This is a genomic window from Marinobacter sediminum (assembly GCF_023657445.1).
In the GTDB taxonomy this organism is placed as follows: Bacteria; Pseudomonadota; Gammaproteobacteria; order Pseudomonadales; family Oleiphilaceae; genus Marinobacter; species Marinobacter sediminum_A.
Genome location: NZ_JAGTWY010000001.1, coordinates 3465861 through 3488408, shown reverse-complemented (window position 1 = coordinate 3488408; position 22548 = coordinate 3465861). Strand labels below are relative to the sequence as shown.

The 22548-nt window shown below is 57.9% G+C and carries 17 protein-coding genes; 7 read left to right on the top strand and 10 right to left on the bottom strand.

Annotated features, from left to right (window positions below):
- Nucleotides 1-35 precede the first annotated feature (35 nt).
- Complete coding sequence (locus KFJ24_RS16320) at nt 36-1163, top strand: transglycosylase SLT domain-containing protein (protein ID WP_250832158.1); 1128 nt, start codon at nt 36-38, stop codon at nt 1161-1163.
- Entirely contained in the window at nt 1154-1924 is a 771-nt protein-coding gene (locus KFJ24_RS16315; protein ID WP_250832157.1) for a sulfite exporter TauE/SafE family protein, read from the top strand. The genes KFJ24_RS16320 and KFJ24_RS16315 overlap by 10 nt, the downstream gene beginning before the upstream one ends.
- Before the next feature lie 3 nt (nt 1925-1927).
- Here KFJ24_RS16315 and KFJ24_RS16310 read toward each other — a convergent pair whose 3' ends face one another.
- Entirely contained in the window at nt 1928-4294 is a 2367-nt protein-coding gene (locus KFJ24_RS16310; RefSeq protein WP_350455580.1) for a diguanylate cyclase domain-containing protein, read from the bottom strand.
- 541 nt (nt 4295-4835) lie between these two features.
- Here KFJ24_RS16310 and KFJ24_RS16305 point away from each other — a divergent pair.
- Nucleotides 4836-5339, top strand: coding sequence for a hypothetical protein (locus KFJ24_RS16305; RefSeq protein WP_350455579.1), 504 nt, complete (start codon nt 4836-4838; stop codon nt 5337-5339).
- A gap of 410 nt (nt 5340-5749) precedes the next feature.
- On the opposite strand, the gene KFJ24_RS16300 is transcribed toward KFJ24_RS16305, so the two are convergent.
- Together KFJ24_RS16300 and KFJ24_RS16295 are read right to left on the bottom strand one after the other, a co-directional pair.
- A complete protein-coding gene (locus tag KFJ24_RS16300; protein ID WP_250832156.1) occupies nt 5750-8905 on the bottom strand; it encodes an efflux RND transporter permease subunit in 3156 nt (1051 codons plus the stop codon).
- Entirely contained in the window at nt 8905-9981 is a 1077-nt protein-coding gene (locus KFJ24_RS16295; RefSeq protein ID WP_250832155.1) for an efflux RND transporter periplasmic adaptor subunit, read from the bottom strand. The genes KFJ24_RS16300 and KFJ24_RS16295 overlap by 1 nt, the downstream gene beginning before the upstream one ends.
- A 189-nt stretch (nt 9982-10170) precedes the next feature.
- Between KFJ24_RS16295 and KFJ24_RS16290 the strand changes: the two genes are divergently transcribed.
- Complete coding sequence (locus KFJ24_RS16290; protein WP_250832154.1) at nt 10171-11538, top strand: WS/DGAT/MGAT family O-acyltransferase; 1368 nt, start codon at nt 10171-10173, stop codon at nt 11536-11538.
- Here KFJ24_RS16290 and KFJ24_RS16285 read toward each other — a convergent pair whose 3' ends face one another.
- The 4 genes from KFJ24_RS16285 to KFJ24_RS16270 form a co-directional block, all read right to left on the bottom strand.
- Entirely contained in the window at nt 11539-11943 is a 405-nt protein-coding gene (locus KFJ24_RS16285) for an NINE protein (RefSeq protein WP_250832153.1), read from the bottom strand.
- A gap of 142 nt (nt 11944-12085) precedes the next feature.
- On the bottom strand, nt 12086-12868 hold the full coding sequence (locus KFJ24_RS16280; protein WP_250832152.1) for a class II glutamine amidotransferase: 783 nt from the start codon (nt 12866-12868) through the stop codon (nt 12086-12088).
- A 51-nt stretch (nt 12869-12919) separates the two neighbouring features.
- Nucleotides 12920-14026, bottom strand: a complete 1107-nt coding sequence (locus tag KFJ24_RS16275; protein ID WP_250832151.1) for a GGDEF domain-containing protein — start codon at nt 14024-14026, stop codon at nt 12920-12922.
- Nucleotides 14027-14132: 106 nt separating this feature from the next.
- Nucleotides 14133-14948: an SDR family NAD(P)-dependent oxidoreductase gene (locus KFJ24_RS16270; protein ID WP_250832150.1), complete on the bottom strand. Its 816-nt coding sequence runs from the start codon at nt 14946-14948 to the stop codon at nt 14133-14135.
- Nucleotides 14949-15205: 257 nt separating this feature from the next.
- Here KFJ24_RS16270 and KFJ24_RS16265 point away from each other — a divergent pair, with 257 nt between their 5' ends.
- Together KFJ24_RS16265 and KFJ24_RS16260 are read left to right on the top strand one after the other, a co-directional pair.
- A complete protein-coding gene (locus tag KFJ24_RS16265) occupies nt 15206-15664 on the top strand; it encodes an NfeD family protein (RefSeq protein WP_250832149.1) in 459 nt (152 codons plus the stop codon).
- A gap of 2 nt (nt 15665-15666) precedes the next feature.
- Nucleotides 15667-16701 carry an SPFH domain-containing protein gene (locus KFJ24_RS16260; RefSeq protein ID WP_250832148.1) on the top strand — a complete coding sequence of 345 codons (1035 nt, stop codon included), beginning with the start codon at nt 15667-15669 and terminating at the stop codon, nt 16699-16701.
- Nucleotides 16702-16729: 28 nt separating this feature from the next.
- On the opposite strand, the gene yfbR is transcribed toward KFJ24_RS16260, so the two are convergent.
- Nucleotides 16730-17323 carry a 5'-deoxynucleotidase gene (gene yfbR, locus KFJ24_RS16255; protein ID WP_250832147.1) on the bottom strand — a complete coding sequence of 198 codons (594 nt, stop codon included), beginning with the start codon at nt 17321-17323 and terminating at the stop codon, nt 16730-16732.
- A gap of 107 nt (nt 17324-17430) precedes the next feature.
- On the opposite strand from yfbR, the gene KFJ24_RS16250 reads away from it, so the two are divergent.
- Nucleotides 17431-18255, top strand: a complete 825-nt coding sequence (locus KFJ24_RS16250; RefSeq protein ID WP_250832146.1) for a substrate-binding periplasmic protein — start codon at nt 17431-17433, stop codon at nt 18253-18255.
- Here the strand turns inward: KFJ24_RS16250 and KFJ24_RS16245 are convergent.
- Nucleotides 18252-21059 carry a DUF748 domain-containing protein gene (locus KFJ24_RS16245; RefSeq protein ID WP_250832145.1) on the bottom strand — a complete coding sequence of 936 codons (2808 nt, stop codon included), beginning with the start codon at nt 21057-21059 and terminating at the stop codon, nt 18252-18254. The genes KFJ24_RS16250 and KFJ24_RS16245 overlap by 4 nt on opposite strands.
- Before the next feature lie 85 nt (nt 21060-21144).
- A complete protein-coding gene (locus tag KFJ24_RS16240; RefSeq protein WP_250832144.1) occupies nt 21145-22428 on the bottom strand; it encodes an MHYT domain-containing protein in 1284 nt (427 codons plus the stop codon).
- Nucleotides 22429-22548: the final 120 nt, after the last annotated feature.

Here is a 22548-nt window from a genome sequence, read left to right as displayed (position 1 = left end):
ATTGTGTTATCAGGAAAGTCAGCGGATTGCCATGTATGAACTGTAGACTCAAGAGCTTACGACAGCTTTGCCTGTTTTTCATCCTGGTTGGCGCTGTTCTGAATCAAGCCCGGGCGGAGCCGGATCCGCCTGAACCTGAAAATGACTGGACACAGGTCGTCCGGTCCTCGCCTTACTGGGTGAGCCAGGGGGTTTACAGCAATATTCTCACGATCCGGGGCTGGGTGCTGAAAGAGTCAGGGTACTGTGCCGAAATTGACCGCCACATCCTGTTCGATATGCGCGGACAGTTTCTCTCCTGGATTGCCGATGGCGCCAGTCGGGACGATACCCAGGCCCAGCTCAACGACACCCGTCGTTCGCTCTACGAGCGCGACCGCACGGATACCTGGGTACCGGGAAGCGAGTACCAGACCGGCTACCCGTTTGCCCTCGCCTGTGACCAGCCCCATGTCAACCTGGACGAGGCCGTGGCGCGCTACCTCGGAACGCTTCCGGCAGACCGTATCTGGGGGGCCTGGGACGACCTGTCATACGCAACAAGTGAGCAACCGGGCTCACTGCACGAAGCGCTGATGTACGTCTACGGTAAGCGTCTTGATGAGGGCCGCCTGACATTGCCGGACGCATTACCCCGCTATCTGGCCGGCCAGATTCTGATCGAGAGCGGAGGCCAGGCCCGTGCCCACTCCGGCGCGAACGCTCGCGGCATCTTGCAGCTATCGCCATCAGCCCTTTCAGACTGCCGGATCAAACCGAGGAACTTCTGGCACCGGCTGGCCCAGATCGATTGCGCTCTCAAACTGATGAACCAGAACGCCCGTAACCTGAGACCGGTGTTTGCGCAGCGATTCGGACACCTGCCCGACGACAAGCGCAACCGTCTTTTCACGCTGCTTCTGGTACAGGCTTATCATGGCGGGGCGGGGCGAGTTCAGTCACTGCTGGACGATGAGAAACTGTCACAACCGGCCGCCTATTTTGCCGAACATCACAAGCGGTTCACTGCCGGCGACATCGCCTTCGGTATGATCTTCCATAATCTGGGGCGGGACCGGCTCGGGCTGGCTTCGCTCTATTATGTTGCTGATGTGCAACTGGCCACCGAGGCGTTATGCCGGAGCGCCCGACTCAAACCAACGGACTTCTGTGCATGGAACTGACCCTGATACCCGACAGCCTCAGCCTTCCTGTTGCTGCCTTCCTGCTCGTCAGCTCCACAATCACCTCGATGATTACCGCCAGCCTTGGTGCCGGAGGCGGGGTACTGCTGCTGGTTCTCATGGCAACGTGGATGCCACCGGCGGCGATCATTCCCGTTCATGGCATGATCCAGCTTGGCTCCAACAGCGGCCGGGCCCTGTTAACCCGAAAGCACGTCGACTGGAAGGTCATTGCAGCTTTCGCCCCCGGCGTTCTGGTCGGCGCTGCGCTTGGTGCCTGGCTACTTATTGACCTGCCGGCTCACCTCTGGCAACTAACCATTGCTTTGTTTGTACTGTTTCTGTGCTGGGGGCCCGCCCTGCCCAAGGGATCATTCGGTAACACCGGCGTCTTTGTCGCCTCTGCACTCACCAGCTTTATCAGCCTGTTCGTCGGTGCTACCGGGCCACTGGTAGCCGCGTTCATCAAGCAGATTCACACAGACCGGTTCACCACGGTTGCCACTTTTGCCACCGCGATGACCCTGCAGCATGCACCCAAGGCGCTGGTATTCAGCGTGGCCGGGTTTGTATTTCCAAAATGGCTGCCTTTCATACTGGCCATGATTGCCTGCGGGTTTGCGGGCACCTGGCTCGGGCTACACCTGTTGAAGTCCTTGAGTAACCGCTGGTTCAGCCGTGTGCTAAATATCACCCTGACGGCACTGGCGCTGCGTCTTCTATGGCAGTCTGGCAACGCTGCCGGCTGGTGGACCGGGTAAAGATCAGGAACTCTCCTGGTAAGGATCATCAGGTGGCGCGGGCACCACAACGACGGCATTACGGCCGCGGGACTTGGCGATGTAGGAACCTTCATCAGCCCGAGCCATGACTTCCCGGGGGCCACTGTCACTGGGCGAAAGCTCGGTCAGACCAATACTGGCGGTCACGCCGAAGCTGCGCCCACCCTGCTCAATGCGCAGCGCCTCGACGCCAGCCCGAATACGTTCGGCCAGATCTTCCGCGCGGGCAAGACCACAAGCCGGCAGGATAATACCGAACTCGTCCCCGCCCAGTCGCGCCACGGTATCTGACTGGCGGACCGAGTCCTTGAACAGGTCCGCCAGCCGTTTGAGCAGGTCATCCCCCAACAGATGCCCGCCCTCGTCATTCACCGGCTTGAAATAATCGAGATCGATCAACACCAGAATCGAGCGCACCTGCTGACGAGGCGCCTCACTCAGACATTGCACCAGTGACGCGCTGAATGCCCGTCGGTTCAGCAACTGGGTCAGGCTATCGTGGGTTGCCTCCCAGGACAGGCGCTCTTCCTCGCGCCGGCGCTCACTGTCGTCACGCAAGACAAATACCATCCGCTCGTTGTGGTGTCCCTTGCGGACATGGAGCAGGGTCAGGTCAATATCAAAGACCTGACCACTGTCATTCCGGAGCGTAACGTACAGACCGTCCAGGTCTTCGCCAGCGAGGAAGTCAGTATGCGTCAGGGTCCGCTCTCCATCCTGGATTAGTGCCAGCTCAAAAAAGTTGTGGCGGAGACAGTCCCCCCGGGCCCCAAGGAACTGGCAGGCAGCATTGTTGGCGTAACGAATCAGCCCTTGAGAATCTACCATCAAAACCCCTTCCTGAAGCACACCAAGGATATTCTCGGCTCGCTGCTGTTCCTCCCGCAGCGCTTCTTCCACCTGCAGTTCATGGGAAATATCCCGAACCACGGTAATCGTACCCAGTGCCTTGTCCGGGGTTTCAATAACGGACGTCATGACATCAGCCCAGATTAACTGGTCATCGGCCCGACTGCGCAGACGGAAACGCCCCCGGAATACTTCATGATTTCGGAGTGACTGTTGCCAGCCCTTGAATGCCAGCTCACGATCCGGCTCATAAACCCCGGACATCAGGTAACTATGCTGTAGCTCGGAGGCAGGGCGGCCGATAAGCGCCTCGAAGGCCGGATTAACAAAATCGATCCGACCCAGAACATCGGTCTGAACAATTCCGATGGGCGCGCTTTGGGTCAGTGAGCGGAAAAAGGCTTCCCGCTCGGCGAGAGACCCCAGCACCTCATCCCGTTCATCCATGACGGTGTTGAAGATCTCTGCAACCTGCCGAATCTCGCGCCCCCCGGATACGTTTACCGGGTCGTTGCGAACCCCCAGGTGACGTTCGTTTATTTGCTGACCCAGCGTTTTAAGCGGAGCCATCAACCTCCGGAATACCCAAAGCGCCAGGGGGGCAAGAACGACAATGGCTGCCAACAGAATCCAGACAAAGGCGTCCGCCAGCCGGGTGATGGGGGCATAGGCTTCACGGGCTGGCCAGACTGCCGCCACAAACCACGGCACCTGGACCATCTGTTGCACCGACATGATGGTGGCACTTCCAGCGCCATTGTGGGTCTGCCGGGTGCCTTCAAAACCCTCCATGGCATCCCGGAGCACCGGGTTCTCAACCCTGACCGGCGCCATAACCTCCCCACTACGGCCATGGGCAAGGGTAATCCCGCTTCGAGTAGCAATCCCGAGGTAGCCGGTTTTCCCAATCCGGACGTTGCCATACTCCTCCATGAAATTCTCACCTTCCAGGCGAATCGCACCACCAAGAACCCCAATAAACTGTCGCTGGTGATCAAAAACCGGGGCCGCAATCATCACCGCCGGCTGATCCTGATAGTTGGACACATACGGCTCACTGATTACCGGTGTCAGGTACGACGATGCCGCCTGGAAATACTCGCGCTGACTGACATCCAGGCCTGTTTGTTCAAACGCTTGAGGATGCTCGGCAATGACCCGGCCGTCCCGGTCAATAAGGTAGATACCATCGAAAAAATGCTGGAGGGCTGTCCGCTGACGAATGAGCACCCGGGCCCTGGACTCAAACGCTTCGGCATCCATCGTAAAGCTCTGGGCAACATGATTCAGGGTTTTCAGTCGCTGGGCCAGTTTGTCATCAAGCTCACCGGCAACGAGGCGGGCGATAGTTTCCACCTGATTTCTTGCCTGCTGCTCCAGCTCGCCCCGGCTGAGCAGAGAACCTGCAACCGTTACCACCAGTGTGGATAGCAGAATCACGACAACGACTAGCGCCACCGCCCGGTTCACAAGGCTTCCGAACCAGCGCTTGATCAACACGGCGTTCTGTCTCCGGTATATGAGGCTTTTGGGTGGATAAAACGATCTCCGATGGCAGCCCGTCAGGGGCCAGTTGAGTTGCAGCCACCTAATCCCCCGATTTTAACAGACCTGAGGGCGTTATCGGATTAATCTCCTGCAAGCCTGCTGTGAATCCTGATCATTCACCTGCAATGTCTCATGCGCGAGACGACACCCCGTGAGATATCGACATAACCCCATTCAAAGCATTCCCTGAGGAGCCATCGGACAGTTTTCCGAGATGGGCGGCCGTTGTTTTTTTACCCTCGCGCTCACGAAGAGTATTATCAGTCCAGATGACAACCGATAAAGCACCTCCACGATGAATACCGTCCAAGCTAGCCAGGTTGGCCAATTGATGTGCGAGGCCACACACAGTGTTCTCTGGCAACCAGCCTCCAGTTGGGTCCGGAATCGGCTCCCCGGCAGCTCTATGGTGTGCCGGGTCGGGTCAGGCCAGGCCACCTACCACCGATTTGAGCCGCAGTTGAAACAACACCAGATCACCTACGGCGTAAGGATGATCAAAGCCAAGTACCATCCCGACACTGCCAGCGGCTGGCTGTCAGGCCGGGAAATCTTGAAGCGGGGTTATTTTAACGGTGAGCTAAGCCCACTCAACCTGCTGGCTCATACCTGCTGTCACGAGTTCGCCCATCTTTTGCAGCACAGTGCGGGGCAGAGATTTCGCGGCTCGGTCCATAACCGGCATTTCTACGCCATTCTCGACGAACTGCATGACAGCGGCGGTGCCGAGGCCACTCGGCAGGCACTGGCCAAACGGGCCGATGAACAAAACCTTACCTTGCCAGAAATGCCTTTTGAACTGCCGGATCCTCATCAAAAACGAACCCATTGGCAGGTCGGGCAGGCCATATATTTCGGAAATGCTTCCAAAGAATTCCATGGAGAAATCGTGCGGGTCAACCGCAAGACCTGCACCGTCGATGGCACAGGCAAGTCCCGGGGAACCCGTTACCGGGTGCCGATGCAGATGCTCCGTAAGACCCACGGGGACGACTAGCCGTCCAGCATACCAATAGCATCTCAGAGCACGGGCAAGAGGCCTCAAAGTCGTGCAGCCCGCCCCAGCACAGGGCAGATTATACGGCCCTCGCGCCACATCTTTTCTCTGGAACTCACAACTCTTTGATTTTTAATAGGCAAAAAAACTGGCACGAAGATCGCTTAGCGGAAGAGTAAGGATGAACGTCCCGGCCAAGGATTCGGCCGGACCATCAGATCATTGTTGTTGGCATTGGCGCCGGACCATCGATTCCCCTCGGGGATGAGATGCTCCGGCTTTTTTTGGTTGTTCAGAAAGTAAGGGGAACAGGTATGACCGGAACAGGGGGCTCACACTGGTCGTCTGTGGCCAAGGCATGATGGCGCAGCGGCTCCCCGCTTTGTTTGCCATCAGTCACGCCGATCCGTTCAGTGGCGTGAAAAGCGTTCCCGCCAGCCCAGCACCATAATGGTCAGCGCTGGCAGGAAGGTCACTGTCACGATGGCCGCGCCTACCAGCCCGAACAAGACAATGGCACCCACACCACGATACAGCTCCGTGCCCTCGCCGGGCAGGAACACCAGCGGCGACAGGCCACACAAGGTCGTCACGGTGGTCATGGCTATGGGCCGCAAGCGGGTTCTTACCGCGTCAGTGACGGCGTCCACCACCGAGCCACCCTTGTGCCGGAGGTTCTGGCGGGCCTGATCCAGTACCAGGATCGGGTTGTTGACCACTGTGCCCATCAGAATCAGGAAACCCAGCATAGTGATCATATCGAAGGGTTGGCGCAGCGGCTGCAACCCCAGCATCGGCAGCAGCCCACCGACCAGGTTCATCAGGGCCAGGCCGACGATGCCACCGGCCACGCCCAGGGGAATCGCGGTCAGGATCAGCAGAGGGAAACCCCAGTGTGCAAAGATGGCCACCAGCACCAGATAGACGATGGCGATGGCGATAAGGAAATTGCCGGTCAGAGCATCGCGGGTGGCGTTGAGTTGGTCGCTGGCCCCGGAGATATCGACGTTCACGTTCGCGGGTAGCATGCCCTCCTCGCGCATGGCCTGCAGCAAATCCGTTCGCACTCGCTCAACACCCGCCTCCAACGGAACGTCGCCCGGCGGGATGACGTTGAGGGTAACGGTACGGCGACCGTCCACGCGCCTTACCGTGCTGGTATCCACGGTTTCCTCAATGGTTGCCACGCTGGACAGCGGCAGAGTCACGCCTCCGGGCGTATGCACCATCACATCCGGCAGCCTACCCAACTGCGACTCCCGACCCTCGCGGCCGTAGAGGTAGATGTCAATCTTGTCGTCGTCCAGGAAGAAATCATCGATGTAGCTGCCTTCGGTGAGCGACGCCACGGTAAAGCCGATGGCTTCGGTGTCCAGCCCCAGTTCGGCCGCCCGGTCCCAGTCCGGGCGGATCTGGATTAGCGGCTGGGCCAACGAGAGGGTCGACGGCTGGCTCTGGATGCGGGGATTGTCGAAGATGTCCTCCGCTTTTCGGTAGGCGGCATTGGCCGCCCGGTAGACAGACACCAGATCGGGCCCGGAAATATCCAGATTAATACTGCGGGTGCCACCGTCATTGCTGGAAATGATCGACCCCTTGGCAGCAAACGCTCGCATTCCCGGGAACTGCTCGTAGACCCGGGTAATCTCATCCATCAACGCCTCAATGTGGGTGGGTTCCAGAGTTTCGGCGATAATACGCACACGGGTAGGGGAGACTCCCATGTTCAGGTAAGCCAGGGGCGGCACCCGGGTCTCACCCGCTGCATAAGCGGTACCGTCCGCGTCCACATGAGGCAGGAAATGGTCCTCCACCTGCTGGCCGATAGCCGCCATTTCATCCAGGTTGTAGCCGGGCGGGGCGCTCATGGCGGCAAATGTCTTAGGCTCCTCGCCCTCCGGCAGGTATTCCGCCGGGGGCGTCAGGACCAGGATAATCCAGGCGCTGACCATGACGGTCGCGGCAATCACCAGTATCCGGCGCAGAGAGCCGGCCACCAGCCAGCGCACGGCAACCATCACCGCCGAGGCCCAGCCGCCGGCGGTTTCATTACCGTATTGGTCGACTTTGACCGAGCCGCGCCCGAAATCGAGCCGGGCACAGAGCGTGGGAATCACGGTGATAGCCACCAGCATGGAGGCCAGGATGGCAGCGGAGATGGCAATGGCAACGTCGGAGTAGAGTTGTCCGGCTTCTTCATCGATAAACAGGATGGGCAGGAAAACCAGGATGGTGGTCGCAGTCGAGGCCAGTACCGCCGGCCAGACCTCCTTGACGCCCTTGAGTGCAGACTCGAACCGATCCAGCCCCAAACGTCGGTGGCGTTCGATGTTCTCCAGCACCACAATGCTGTTATCCACCGTCATTCCGATGGCGAAGGCAATGCCCGCCAGCGAGATCACGTTGATGGTGCGACCGGCAATCAACAACCCGATGAAAGCCGCAATGGCGCACAGGGGAATGCCACACACACCGGCCAGCGTCGCCCGGCCGGAGCGGAGAAACAGGTACATCACCAGGGTCGCAAACACCACACCAATGCCCAGGTTGGTCCAAACATTGGCGACAGACGCCTCAACATACCGGGCATCATCCGCCGTCAGCTCGAGAATCATACCCGCCGGTGCCAGAACCTCCTTATTGATCGCCGCCACCTCGTCCATCATGTCGTGCTTGATGTTGATAACGTTGGAGCCGCTTTCGCGCCGGACCTGCAAGCCAATGACGCGCTTGCCATTGATGATCGACAGTTCCCGGATGCGGGAATGGCCTGACTGCACCTGTGCGACGTCTCCCAGCCGGACGACACTATCGCCTTGCCGCCTTACCACAAGCTGTTCCAGTGAGGGGATGTCATCAAACCGGCCGACAGTGCGCAGCAGGTATCGGCGTTTGCCCGCATCGATCTCGCCTCCGGAAATATCCCGATTGCGATCAGTCACCGCATTACGTAAATCAATCAGGCTCAGCCCTCGCTGTGCCAGGGCGGCCTCATCGACGATGATCTGCATTTGCCGGTCAGCGCCGCCCCCGACCGAAACCTCAGACACACCGGTCACGCTCTCCATTCGCGGCCGCACGCGGTCTTCAATGAAATCGCGCATGAGTTCGATGTCCAGCTCCCGGGGGTTGCCCTCCAGGGTGGAGACACGCAGATACATGAACGAGTTGGAGGAGAAAGAGGCAGCGACAATGCGGGGCTCGTCCACGTTGCTGGGATAATCCGAAACCTGACTAAGGGCATTATTGACCTGGATGAGCGTCTCGGTGATATCGACGCCAAACGGAAATTCCAGTTCGATTTCTGCCCCGCCACTGGAGGCGGTGGCCATCATCCGGCTGAGGTTGGGAACGTTGCGCAGGTACCGCTCCTGCTCGATCAGGATTTCTTTCTCTATGTCCTGCGGCGTTGCTCCGGGCCATCGGGTCTCGACCGTTATGGTGCGGACCTCCAGGTCCGGGATCATCTGCACCGGTATCCGGAGCGCGGCGGCAGTGCCTAGAATGGCGACAATCAGAGCGATGACGGCAACGAGCGTGCCGTGACGGATGATCCCGGCAAACATCAACGTGCCTCCCGCTCGGCAATCCTTACGGTAATGCCCTCGGTGAGTGATTCGTTGCCCCGAACCACCACCTGTTCACCACCGATCAGTCCTTCGGTCACCTCAACCCGACCCTTGAAGACGGTGCCCAGGCGGATACGCTTCTCGCTGACGGCATAGGCGTCACCGTCGCCTCCGGTGGCGATCCACACTGTCACCCTGCCTTCCGGATAACGGTTGATGGCATCCCGGGACACAGTCAGTCCTTTCTCGCCGGTGCTCACCCGCAGCACCGCCTGCACCGCCATACCGGGCCAGAAACCGGTCGCTTCCGGCTGCAAGGCCCGTAACAGAAAGGTCCTGGACTGGGGATCGGTGACCGGGATTCGGGCGCTGATCTCCGCGTCGACGAGGCTCTGGCCGTCGCGCACCAGCAATCCCGAGCCATCATCCAGGCGGGTGAGGTATTCCTGGGGCACCTGGAAATCCAGACGCAGATTGGTGGTATCCACCAGCCGCAGCAACTCGTCCCCCGGGGTTACCCACTCGCCAAGGTCACTGCTGCGTTCGCTGACCACCCCATCAAAAGGCGCCTCTACGTGGTGCCGGCGAACCCGGACGGCCATGCGTTTGAGCACGGCCTCCAGCCGGGCAAGGGCTGCACGGGTGGCTACCACATCACTCTCGCGGCTACGCACTTCGGTGGCGGCAATGTTCCGTCCGGCGCCCACCGAGCGAGCCTCCGCCAGACGCCGCTCGGCTTCGTCCAGCAAGGCACGGGCCTGATTGGTTTCTGCCCGGGCGGCCTCGAGTTCGAACACGGCCTGCTCGTCATCCAGCTCAACCAGGACATCGCCTTTCGAGACCCGGTCACCGGCTTCGACCCGCACTGTATCCAGCAACCCGGCTACGGCTGGCGAAATCCGGGACACCCTCAGTGGATTGACGGTGCCATTGAGGGACACTTCCTGGATGATGGTCTCTTCGGATACGGTCTCAAGCTGAACCCCAGGGGCCTGCTGCGCCCATGCCGGACCGGTCAACAGGCAGGTCAACACCAGGCCCCACATTCCAATCGCAGTATAAGCGGTCTTCAAACCTTGCCCTCCCGACGTTCGCACCAAAAATCCCCCTGATATAATTAGTACCATGAATCAATTGCTACGACAGGAATGCCGGACCGGACCTGACTGGCAGGAATAGCCGATTTCTCATACCGGCCAATTCAAACCGGGGTCAATTAAGCTACTATCGAGGGCATAAATCCCAACAACAAGGATGTCAGAGTGAAACCTCTAAGCCCCACCGACCAACTGTTTCTCTGGCTGGAAAAGCGCCAGCAACCCATGCACGTAGGTGGATTACAGCTATTTTCGTTTCCCGAAGATGCTCCGGACGATTACGTGGCGCAGCTCGCAGATCAGTTACGCCAATATACCGAGGTAACATCTCCCTTCGACCGGCGTCTGGACACCCGGCTGTCACAACCGGTGTGGGTGCACGATGATCATCTCGACCTGGAACATCATTTTCGGTTTGAGGCCCTGCCCACCCCGGGGAGAATCAGGGAATTGCTCACCTTTGTCTCCGCCGAACATTCCCACCTCATGGATCGGGAAAGGCCACTGTGGGAATTTCACCTGATTGAAGGTCTTGGCCACCGCCAGTTTGCGGTCTACATCAAGATACATCATTCGCTGGTAGACGGGATTTCGGCCATGCGTATGATCCAGCGAATGCTGTCCACCGATCCATCGCAGCGGAACATGCCACCAATCTGGGATCTGCGAGGACAGGTCACCCGGGATAATGATGGCGACGGTCTATCCATTTGGCGGAGCATGGTCCATCTGCTTGGAGAATCGGGAAAGCAACTGGGTACGGTGCCGACGGTGGCGCGGGAGCTGCTACGAACCATCAATGAAGCCCGCAAGGACCCGGCTTACGACTCCATCTTCCGCGCTCCACGCAGCATTCTTAACCAGAAAATTACCGGTTCGAGGCGCTTCGCCGCGCAGTCCTATTCCATGAAACGCATCAAGGCGGTGTGTAAGGCCTTCGGTGCCACGGTGAACGACGTAGTCACCGCCATGTGTGCGACGGCTTTACGAACCTATCTGATGAACCAGGATGCCCTGCCGGAAAAGCCGCTGATCGCCATGGTGCCGGTTTCGTTACGTAAGGACGAGAGCTCAGAGGGGAATCAAGTGGGCGTTATCCTCGCGAACCTGCACACGGATGAGGGCGACGCCGGCGAGCGCCTCAGGAAGATTCATCAGGGCATACAGGAAGCAAAAGATCGATACGCCAAAATGTCGTCCGATGAAATCATCAACTACACCGCACTCACCCTGGCTCCGGCAGCTTTCAATTTTCTTACCGGCATGGCACCAGGTTGGCAAACTTTCAACGTAGTGATATCCAATGTGCCAGGCCCGAAGGAAACGTCTTACTGGAACGGTGCCAAGCTTGAGGGCATGTACCCGGTTTCTATTGCTATGGACCGCCTGGCCCTGAACATGACGCTGACCAGCTACAATGATCAGATCGAGTTCGGACTGATCGGATGCCGCCGCACCCTGCCGAGCCTGCAGCGCATGCTCGATTACCTCGAAGATGGCCTGGCCGAGCTTGAGCAGGCGGCAGCGCTGTGATCAGCCGAACCGCTGCTCCTGGTTACGGATGGATACCTGTTCGTTCATCGTCCAGAAATCGTAGAGCACACCGAGCAGGAACAGGCCACCGGTAAGCAGGTAGATAATGCCGCTGATCCATTTGCCCATGTACATGCGGTGCAAGCCAAACACGCCAGTAAAGGTCAGCAGCAGCCAGCCAATGTTGTAGCTGACTTCACCTTCCCGGAATCGCAGGTCCGCTTCCCGATCCATCGACGGAATCAGGAACAGGTCGATGATCCAGCCAATGAAAAACAGCCCCAGGGTAAAGAACCAGATGGTACCGGTGACCGGCTTGCCGTAATAAAAACGATGGGAACCCAGGAATCCGAAAATCCAGAGCAGGTACCCGAAGAGTTTGCTGTGCGTGTCCGTTCTGTCCATAGTTCTCCCGTTTTCCCCGGTAATTAATGAAGTGCCGGTTATTCACAATGTGGTGCTTGCTTTCGATTTCACAAGTGTTTCAGGGTATGGCGCCGGGCCCGGCATTATTCTCAGCGCATTGCGGTCAGGTATGGCTCAGGATCTATCCGGGACTTGCCTGCCCCTTCACTATAACCTCACCTTTTCGCCACAACCGCCATTCGCCCGGCTGGTAAATATCCCAGGTTTCATCCGTGGTAAGCGGCTCGGTGACGATCACACTGACCACATCGTCCGGCGTGGTCTCCGATTCGAAGTCGACGATGACATCCGCATCTTTAAGCCGCGCCGGCCCGAAAGGAGCCCTGCGGGTAATGCTGGCCATCTTGGTGGAGCAGTAGGTAAAGAGCCAGTCACCGTTGCTGAGCAACAGGTTAAACACACCTTCTCTGGCGTAGGCCCGCGACAATGCGACCAGACGTTGAACAATCTGCTCGGTGGCGGTGTCACGATCGCAGTGGACCCGGAGGTGGTTGAGAATATCGCAGAAGAGTGACTCGCTGTCAGTGCTCCCGACCGGTTCGTAAAACCCCGGCTCCGGCCGAAACCCTGAAATCTGGCCATTGTGGGCAAATACCCAGTAGCGCCCCCAGAGTTCACGCATGAAAGGATGGGTATTTGCCAGACAGATTTCCCCGACATTGGCCTGGCGAATGTGGCAGACCGAGACCTCGCTCTTGATCGGATGGGTCTGCACGACCTCGGCAATCCGGGAGTTGGCGCTGGCGTCGCAATCATGAAAGCTGCGGACACCCTTGCCCTCATAAAACGCCACCCCCCATCCGTCCTTGTGAGGGCCGGTATCACCGCCACGTCGGGTCAGACCGGTGAAACTGAAACAGAGGTCGGTAGGGGTGTTGGCACTCATAGCCAGTAATTCACACATGGAACGGGTATTTTCCGGGAGGTTGCGAGCGATGTTCCAAGGGTACCGGATTCAGCAGGCGCTGCCAGTCAGAAGATCGCCCTGATTGGGATTAATTCCGCCACCGGCCCGGGCCACCTGATTACGACCTGCCCGCTTGCCGCTGAACAGGCAACGGTCTGCAACGCGGAACAGTGTCTCGGCCTGACGGCCGTGTTCAGGCCACTGGGCGATGCCAAAAGAAGCAGTAACCCGGACTTTCGCCTCGCCATAGGAGAGTTGGCAATCGGCAATACGCTGGCGCAACTCATCCATGAGGTCAAACGCATCGGTAGACTTCACATCCCGGAGTATAAGACCGAACTCCTCGCCTCCGAGGCGACCAACAAAATCCGTGATACGCAAACGCTCGGTCAGGCACTGGCCAATATGCTTCAGGACATGGTCACCGGCATCATGGCCGAGAGTGTCGTTAACCAGCTTGAAGTGGTCAATGTCCATAATAACGAGAGCAAAGCCCGCACCACTCCGCTCGCACTCGGCAATGGTCCGGTTCAGGGTTTCCTGGAAATTGCTCCGGTTTGCCAGCCCCGTCAGGGCATCCGTCTGGGCCATATTCACCAGCCGTTGCTCCGCCTCCTCACGACGCATTTCATACATGTGGATAAAGGCAAGCATCAGGGCTCCGCATAGCACCATGTTAAGCAGATCAATCATTGCGTGAGGATTATCAATACTGCCCAGGTAAAAATAGTAGATAACGCCGCCTGCCAGCATGAACGGCACACTGAGAATCATGCCCTCGTGTTTGCCAAGCAGCAGGTAAGCCAGCACCGGCATCATCAGCACCCAGACAAAGGCGGCTACGGAAGCCTCCGGCAACACCATGATGACCAGGAAGAAGAAAAACAGTGTAACCAGGTAGGCGTAGATCCACTGTTGCAGGTGGGCTGTGCTGCGCAGTCGCCAGACCCCCAGGTAAAGGATCGCACTGGCTGTGAGCTCACCCGCAGCAACCCACCAGAAGCCATTAAGAATCTGCAGGCCGGCAAAAACCACCAGAGCGGAGCCGGTTACAGTAAAGAGAAGCCGCATCAATGAACGGCGGTGGCTATCGTGCAGGCCTGAGCGGCTCTCTTCCAGAGTGGCCCCCAGGTCAGAATGATTAGACGTATTCATGCTGTCTCTTTCCCTAGATGAACAGCAAGTATAAGACGTTTTGACTGTATGTAAAATGTACAGGAGGTTGTGACCGGGTCACAACCTGTCGCTATTTTCTCGCGCCTCAGATATACAGATTCTTTTTAGAGAAACGTTCTACGAGGGGCTGGTAGCCCGAGCCCAGTAACCGGTTGATAGCCTCGATGCCCCAGGCATCCGGGCCGACCAGAATTCGCGACTCGTCTTTAAGAATACCCTTAACAATGGTCTCCGCCGCTTTTTCCGGGGTCGTCATCGCCAGCTTGTCGAACCCTTTGCGTTGTGCGGCGGCATTCTCCGACTTACCCATCCGGGCAGAATTCGCGATATTGGTGCGAATTCCGCCCGGATGCACGCAACTAACCGAAACCGGCTGATTTTCCAGTTTCATTTCCTGGCGCAGGGACTCGGTAAAGCCCCGGACCGCGAACTTGGCTGCGTTATAAGCGCTCTGCTTGGGCACGCCAATCAGGCCAAAGACACTGGAAATATTCACCACATGGCCATCCCCGGACGCAATCAGGTGCGGCAGGAAAGCACGGGTGCCGTGGGCAACACCCCAGAAATCAATGTCCATGACCCACTTGAAGTCGTCATCGGTCATTTCCCGAACGCTGGCAGACAATGCGACCCCGGCGTTGTTTACCACCAGGTTAACCTGACCAAAGTCCTTCACCACTGCCTCTGCGTGGGCATAGATTTCATCCCGGCTCGACACATCCAGCCGATAGCTTTTTACATCAGAGCCTTTCAATGCCGCCACCGTCTCCGCCAGCCCGGTTTCATTCACATCCGAGAGCGCCATCCGACAGCCCCGAGCCGCCAATGCCAACGCAAGGGCACGTCCAATGCCCGAGCCTGCGCCTGTGACAACCGCAACCTTGTTTTTCAGATCCTTCATGGTCCAAGACCCCTTTTTGTGGTTTCGTCCGAGAGCAGCCAGCGCTAACCTGTCGACTGGTGATTCAAAGCACTCCGGCCACTGCTAATTAAAGCAGATACTCTAACAGTTGCCGGAGCCCCTGATATGGCTAAAGCAGATCCTGCCCGGAGGCATTACCGCCGGCCTCTGACGCGGCGGCCGGATTTGGGTACAATCGATGTCCGCTGACAGGCAACCCGCCTTCAGCTTACTACCCTGGATCAACGGTACCTTGTATGGAATGGAGTCTTACACATTTCTGGCTGATTCTCGCCCTCGTCCTGAGCCTGGCTGAACTCACCTCCGGTGTCCTGCTATTGCTCGCACTGGGCTTTGCAGCTGCTCTCACGTCTCTACTTGCGTTCTTTGAGGTGCCTTTTGAATGGCAACTGGTGGGCATGGGTGTGTTTTCCGGCATTCTGATTCCTGTTGTCATCCGCTGGATACGCCCACGGTTTTCGCCAAAAGGCGTTGCCTATGGCACCACCGGCACCGGAGTGGAACAGGGCGAACGTTATCGGACAGTCAAACGGGACTTTGATGGCGCCTGCGGCATCAAGATCAATGGCGATTTCTATCGCCTGCGAGTCGCCAATACGGGATCCACGGATCTCCCCGAAGGCACCGAGGTTATCTTCAGCCAGTTCGACGGCACGACCGCCGTCGTCGAACCGATCACACACAAGGAGCAGTAAGCATGGAATCGTTTATCACACCAGGACTGGTTCTCAGCCTGGTATTTGTTGTCATCGGCATTTTCATCATCGCCAAGGGCCTGGTTATTGTCCGCCAGTCCGAGGTAATGGTAATTGAGCGTCTGGGTTCCTTTAACCGGGTTCTGGAAAGCGGCGTTAATATCATCATTCCATTCATCGAGCGTCCACGTCCCATTACCATGATCCGCTATGTTCGTATGGGTGAGGAATATCACCCGGTCAGCAGCGACGAAACGCGCATCGACCGCCGGGAAACGGTCATGGATTTCCCGGGCCAGCCAGTGGTCACCACCGACAATGTCACCGTGAAGATCAATGGCGCGTTGTACTACCAGATCATCGATCCCCGTCGTGCGGTATATGAAGTCGCCAACATGAGCCAGGCGGTGGAAGTCCTCGCCAAGACCACCCTCCGCTCTGTGGTGGGCAAGATGGAACTGGACAAGCTGTTTGAATCGCGCAGCGAGGTAAACAACGCCATTCAGGCGGAGATGGAGGAGCCGGCTTCCAAATGGGGTGTGAAGCTTACCCGGGTGGAGGTTCAGGACATCAGCATGCCGGAGGAAGTGGAAGAAGCCATGCGCCTGCAGATGGCCGCCGAGCGGAAGCGCCGGGCGACGGTAACTGAAGCGGAAGGTGAAAAGACGGCAGCCATCGCGATGGCCCAGGGCCAGCGTGAATCCGCCATCCTCAACGCCCAGGGCGACAAGGAATCGGCGATTCTGCGAGCCCAGGGCGAGCAGGAATCCATCCGCCTGGTACTCAGCGCCATGGGCGACTCCGAGGACAATAAGCAGACAGTTATTGGTTACCTGCTGGGCCAGAGCTACATCAAGGTGTTGCCGAATATGGCGAAAGACGGCGAGCGAGTCTTCGTTCCCTACGAATCCTCCGCTCTGCTGGGCTCCATGGGTATGTTCCGGGAGCTGGCTGGCAGCCCCGAGGATGCTGTCCGCCAGTCACTGCGCCGTGATGGCCTGAAAGGCGGTCTGGTCGGCTCCGCTGCCGACGCCTGAGGCAAAGCACCACAGCCTGCTGGGGGTGTCACGCCAGCAGGTTGTCCAGTGGCTGTTCATAGCTGGGCGCAAATACCTTCATGAAATACGCCACCTCTCGCAGGCCTTCCTCTTCCAGGCGGGCCCGAATCTGACGCGCTGCTGGTTCAAATTCCTTGTTGCCGGCACGTATCTCAGCCTGACACTTGAGCCATGCGGACAAGCGATCCGCGGCCTTGATCAGCTCCCGGTCTTCTGCCGGCAATCGGGACTCCCGCACATAGGGGGAGAAATCATCTCTTAAATCTTCTGGCAAAAGCGCCAACAGTTCCGCCTCCGCCTTGTGCTCGATGTCACCAAAGGCCTCCCGCATAACCCGGGAATGGTATTTCACGGGCGTAGGCATATCTCCGGTAATCACTTCCGTTGCATCGTGATAAAGGGCTGCCGCCGCAATGCGATCGGCATTGACGTTGCCACCGAAATGCCGGTTACGAATCAGCGCCAGTGCATGGGCAAGCGTCGCCACTTCCCACGAATGAGTTGCGACGTTTTCGTCAATAGCGTTGCGCATTAGCCCCCAACGCTTGATCCAGCGCAGGCGGGAGACATAGGCAAAGAAATGGCTGAGAGACTGGGCCATGGCAATCATTCCTGTTTTGCATAACTTTATAATCTTGAGCTTCCAGCGATTAGCATTGCAATGGTAATCTGAACGCGTATTCAATTGTTACATGTTTGGGATCCAGCGTGTCAGTCATTCAAAAAACAACAAGAAAACTCGCGTTGCTCCCCATTGTGCTCCTGGTGACATGGGCGTCTGCAGCACATCCGGAAACGGAGATCAGGGTCGGCGTCTACCATTTTCCTCCGGTCGCAAGTGTCAGCCCTGATAAACAACCGACCGGCCTGTTAGGTGATCTCCTCGAAGAGCTCAAGCAGATTCACAACGACGTTTCCTTTCAGATCGTTTACACATCCCCCAAACGCCGCTACCTGGATTACGAGGCCGGCCTGTATGACGTCATTTTTTTTGAAAGCTCCAGCTGGGGCTGGTCAGATCGGGAGGTAACCGTCAGTCGTCCGATCCTGACTGATGAAGAGCTCTATGTCGCCCTCAAAAAACCGGGACGAGACCAGTCTTTTTTCGATGACGTCAGCAATCGCCATATCGTTGCCATGTCGGGCTACCATTACGGTTTTGCCAACTTTGAAACCGAGGCTCAGGTTCTGCGGGACAACTTCCACATCGAGTTTTCCGACAGCCACAGCCGCAACCTGCAACTGATCATGGCGGATCGCCCCTCAGTGGCCGAGGTTGCCATCGTCGGCCGCTCCTATCTGCAGGCGCATCTGTCCAAACACCCCGAGGACCGGGAGAAACTGCTGGTTTCGGACAAGCCCGATCAGCACTACAAGCTCAGGATCATCGCCCGCAAAGACGGTCCTTTGAACGCCAACGATATGATCGACCTGCTCGCCCCCCTGGTGGAAGACGGCTCATACCGCCGGATGGTGGAGAAATGGGGCCTGCAACTGCCTCCCGAATTTCCTACCGGTTCCGAGACGCCCTAGCGCACATCGAGTGTAAATCCGACCGTCACCTCGCCAGTGTCGTTAACAGCGGCCTCTCGGGACGGGTCCAACAAAAACAGCTGGTCTTCGGGCACCTCATGGGTGTCCTGCAAAACCTTCCTGACCGCAAGGCCCCGTGCGGTCGCCAGATTGTTCAGCGCCTCCGGCTCCAGCTCGCGCTCGCCAGCAAGATAGGCCTCGCGGACAGCCGCCCAGGCCTCATCGGAAAGCTCTTTCTGCCCACCGCCAGTCAGTTCCTCGCGCAATAACGCCAGTCCATCCGCCTCCGGTGCAATACCGCCACGAATGTTCAGCAGCAGATTCGGCCGTTCCAGGAGGGCATCGGCGAGCGCGGCAAGCTTGGCAGGTTCTCCTTCCGCCAACTCAACGCTGCCAGGCTGAAAGCTGACCTTACCCAGTTCTTCGCCACTCAGCCCCGCCATCTCGGCAATGGACCCAAGCACACTGAACGGTGATGTCGCTGCCTTGACGAGAAGATTCACAAAAGTGCGCATAACCACTTTGCCAACACGGAAATCCGGATCGGAAAGATCGCCGCTGATCGGCAGGTCCACCTCAATGACGCCGTCCTGATCCCGGAGTAGTGCCAGCCCGAGCTTTACCGGTGCGTTCACCGCGTCTTCACTGGCAATCGCCTGGCCCAGTTCCAGCCGATCCATGACAACCAGATTATGGGCATCAACACGGGTGCCGGCTATCTCGTATTCGAGATTCAGGTTCAGCTTGCCGCTATCGACCCCATAACCGATGTAGCGACCGAAATAGGGCGAAAGCACAGGCAGTGACAGGTTTTTCATGGCCAGTTTCAGATCACTGACATCCTCGGTTCCCAGTGTCCCAATGGTGCCCTGGAAATCGACGGTGGCAACCTTGCCAACACGACCGGTGATGGCCACCTTACCCTGCTGTGGTGGAATATTGCTGAGCCCGGTGACTGATCCGGTCAGCTCATCAAACGATGTTGTAAAAGCGGGACTGATGGTCCGGTCGGTGTAGGCGAGCGAACCGTTCTCAAGTATCAGCTGTCCGATCCGGAAGATGAAGGCAGACTCTTCATCGCCATTACTGGCCGAGCCGGCTGTGTCAGACGACCCTCCGGTTCTGGCAATTTTCTGTACGTTATGGACGTTGTCAGATCCGCGGATAATGCTGACCGCAGGTTGGCTCAGGGTAACGGTGCCGATCTCAAGCCGGGCAGGGTTGACGTTATATTCAATCGGCGCAAGGCGCAGGGAATTGTAGGAGACCATCTGGTCATCCGTTCCGGGCAAGCGCAAAGAGAATCCGGCAATTTCCGCGGTGCCACTGAACGTGCCGGTCAGGGGGTCCTGTTGACCATCCAGATCCAGATTGCCATCAACACCCACGCTACCGCCGCCGATAGTCAGATTGGCCCCCTCCTGAATATAGGGCTCGAAGGCCGCCAGGGCGATATCTGATCCTGAAACAGCCGCCGCCAGGGTAAAGGGTTGCGGTGTGACCTGACCGCTCAGAGACAACCGACCGCCACTGGCCAGTGTGGCATTCGCCTTGTAGGTCACCGGCTCTTCGAGCTGATGGCTAATCCTGCCGGTCGACAGCGACAACTGTTCAAGTGCCAGATCCGCCTCAGCTTCCGGCTGACGGTCCTGCCAGTGAACACGACCGTTGGCAACAGACACGCCTTCGACAGACCAGCGGAAAGGCTGCGTCGCGGCCGCTGTTTCCGGAGCCGATTCCGGTTCATCATCAGCCGCGGCGAAAGGCGCCAGCCAGTCGATATTACCCGATGCATCCCGGGCCAGAGTGGCATCAAGGTTGTCCAGGCTGACCTGACCGACATTGGCCTCCATGGCGTTGAGATCGAAGCCGATCTGGTCCACACCGATGGTACCGGATGTCAGACGGGCTTCCTCGCTCCGTTCGTCAATGGCGATGGCCAGATCATTCAGTGCCAGGGTGCCATTGCGAGTGGTCAGATGAAAAACCTCGCCGGCCTGAAGTTCGTAATCAGAGCTCAGGGTGACACTGCCCCCACGAATATCGTAGGGCACGTAGGAGGCCAGGAAGTGTTTGAGCGTCTGATACCCGACCTCGGAAACGCGAAGAGAGCCTCTGGAATAGAGCGGCGTAACACTGAGATCCCCCTCCCATTCAATCGTCTGACTGCCAATAGCCGCCAGCAGGGAATAATCGCTGTCGCGACCATCCCGGCGCCAGGTAGCAAGATCATTCAGGGTCAGATCCAGCGGCGTTATCTGAAACTCTGCTGGCTGTTGCTGACTGAAATCCCGGAACAGCAATTCGCCACCACTGATAGCAATCTGCTGGAAGTAGAGCCGGGGTGGTGCAGATTCGCTGTCTGGCTGTTGATCTTCAGATTCCGGCTGCGCCGGCGGTGGGTTGTTGCTTTGCCAGTCCCGGACAAAATTGACACTGTAATCATCCAGCAGATCCAGCCGGATGTAGGGTTCCTGCAGCTCAATGGACTGAAAACCAACAATACCCCGGAACAGCTGAAAAAAGCCCAGATTCACGAACAGACGGTCAAACCCGACCACCTTTGTGCCATCCGCTTCCTGAGCAGACAACCCAACGGTCTCGACACTGAGGGCGAAGGGATTCACCTGGACGCTGGCAACCTCACTCTGCCACCCCATACGCTGGTTGAGCTGCTCCGGTATGGCTCGCTCCATCCACCAGGGAAGCAGCAGGAAACCCGCTAGTGCGTAGAGAACAACGAAAATGAGGAGCCCGATGACCAGGTTCCTCATGAAATGACTGCGCTGACGGCTCTCGGCCACAAACCTCTCCTCATGGACGGCGGGTTCCGGAGGCCATCTTGGCCCCCTGCCTGATTACAAGGATAGTCGGCCGAGCGCCATTTTGTCAGCTGTTGATCTGACCGGGCATCGCCAGTTCCGGGTCGGCCTTCATGCCAGAGAAGTGCCCGATCCTCTCCGGATCGCGGGGAATCATGGCGGCACGAATCAACTTGCGGCTGGAGTTACCGGTCAGCGGGTACATTGATTGCCCAACACGCCAGGTTATTGCTCTATCAGCAGCCTTTATCTTCCCGTCCAGATGGCGTAGGCGCTTGTACATGAACGCATGGTCGGCATTCTGGGGGTCCGGGACCAGCGCAAAGAAGGAGCTGGCAGAATAACGGGCAAGGAATACGCTTTCGGTCAGACTCTCCTGGAGCACGCCAGTAACTTCGCGAATGGCTCCATTGAGCGTCAAGGCGTCAAGTTTTTCGGAAAGCTCCCGGAAATTGGCGATATCCAGATAGATCAGGGCAAAAGAATACTTGCGGGAATTTTCCCGGGCGAGGGTATCCAGTATTTTCTGTTCGAGTCCCGACCGGTTGGGCAGGTTGGTCACCGAATCAACGAATGCCATCTGCTCAACCCATTCGTTTTCCCTGGTCTTGCGTTCCTCGAGCAGGCGCCGGGCCCGAATATCCATGACCGTAACCACCAGCGCCACCGCAATAAGGGCAACACAGGCGACCGCCAATGGAATGCCGATCCATTCCCCGGTCAGGCCATTGTCAGCCGCCGGAACGGCACCGGCCGGGAACATCATCGCCATCATACCGGTGTAATGCATGCCGCAGATTGCGGCCGCCATGACCAGCGCGGCAACAAACTGGATCACCGTGGCACTGCGGCCATTCATGGTCTGGAGTTTCCGGCACATGCCCAGCGCAGCCCCGGAGGCCAGTACAGCAATAGCAATGGAGAGGGCGAAGAACCCAGCATTAAAGACCGGGTCGGCCGACATGCGCATTGCGTACATACCCAGGTAATGCATAACCACAATCCCCCCTGACATGGCGAGGGCCGCGCCGGTGAACAGGCCGCTGCCTATTTGCTGGCGCCCGATGATGCCAAGAGCCACACCCGAAGCGACAACGGCCGCCAGCCAGGAAATCAGTGTCATGGTGGTATCGAAAGATATGGTGGCTTCCATCGGCATGGCACGCATGCCGACGAAGTGCATGGTCCAGACACCAGTGCCCATGACCAGCGCGCCGGTAACCAGCCACCAGCGCCGCTCACTTCCCCGAGCGCTGTTCAGCCGGGTACCAAAATACAGAGCAGTATAAGCCGCGAGAACAGCAACCACGTATGACGCAATCACCAGTGAGAGATCGTATTCAGCCATCATCGTACCCAACTCTTTCACTAATTAACGGACGTGTCCGGCAGGCAGCTTTTCAGGCCCAGACCGGTCGATGTGATGGCATTTACGCTTCAAAAGTGAACGAGGTCTCATTCTTTTGTGGTA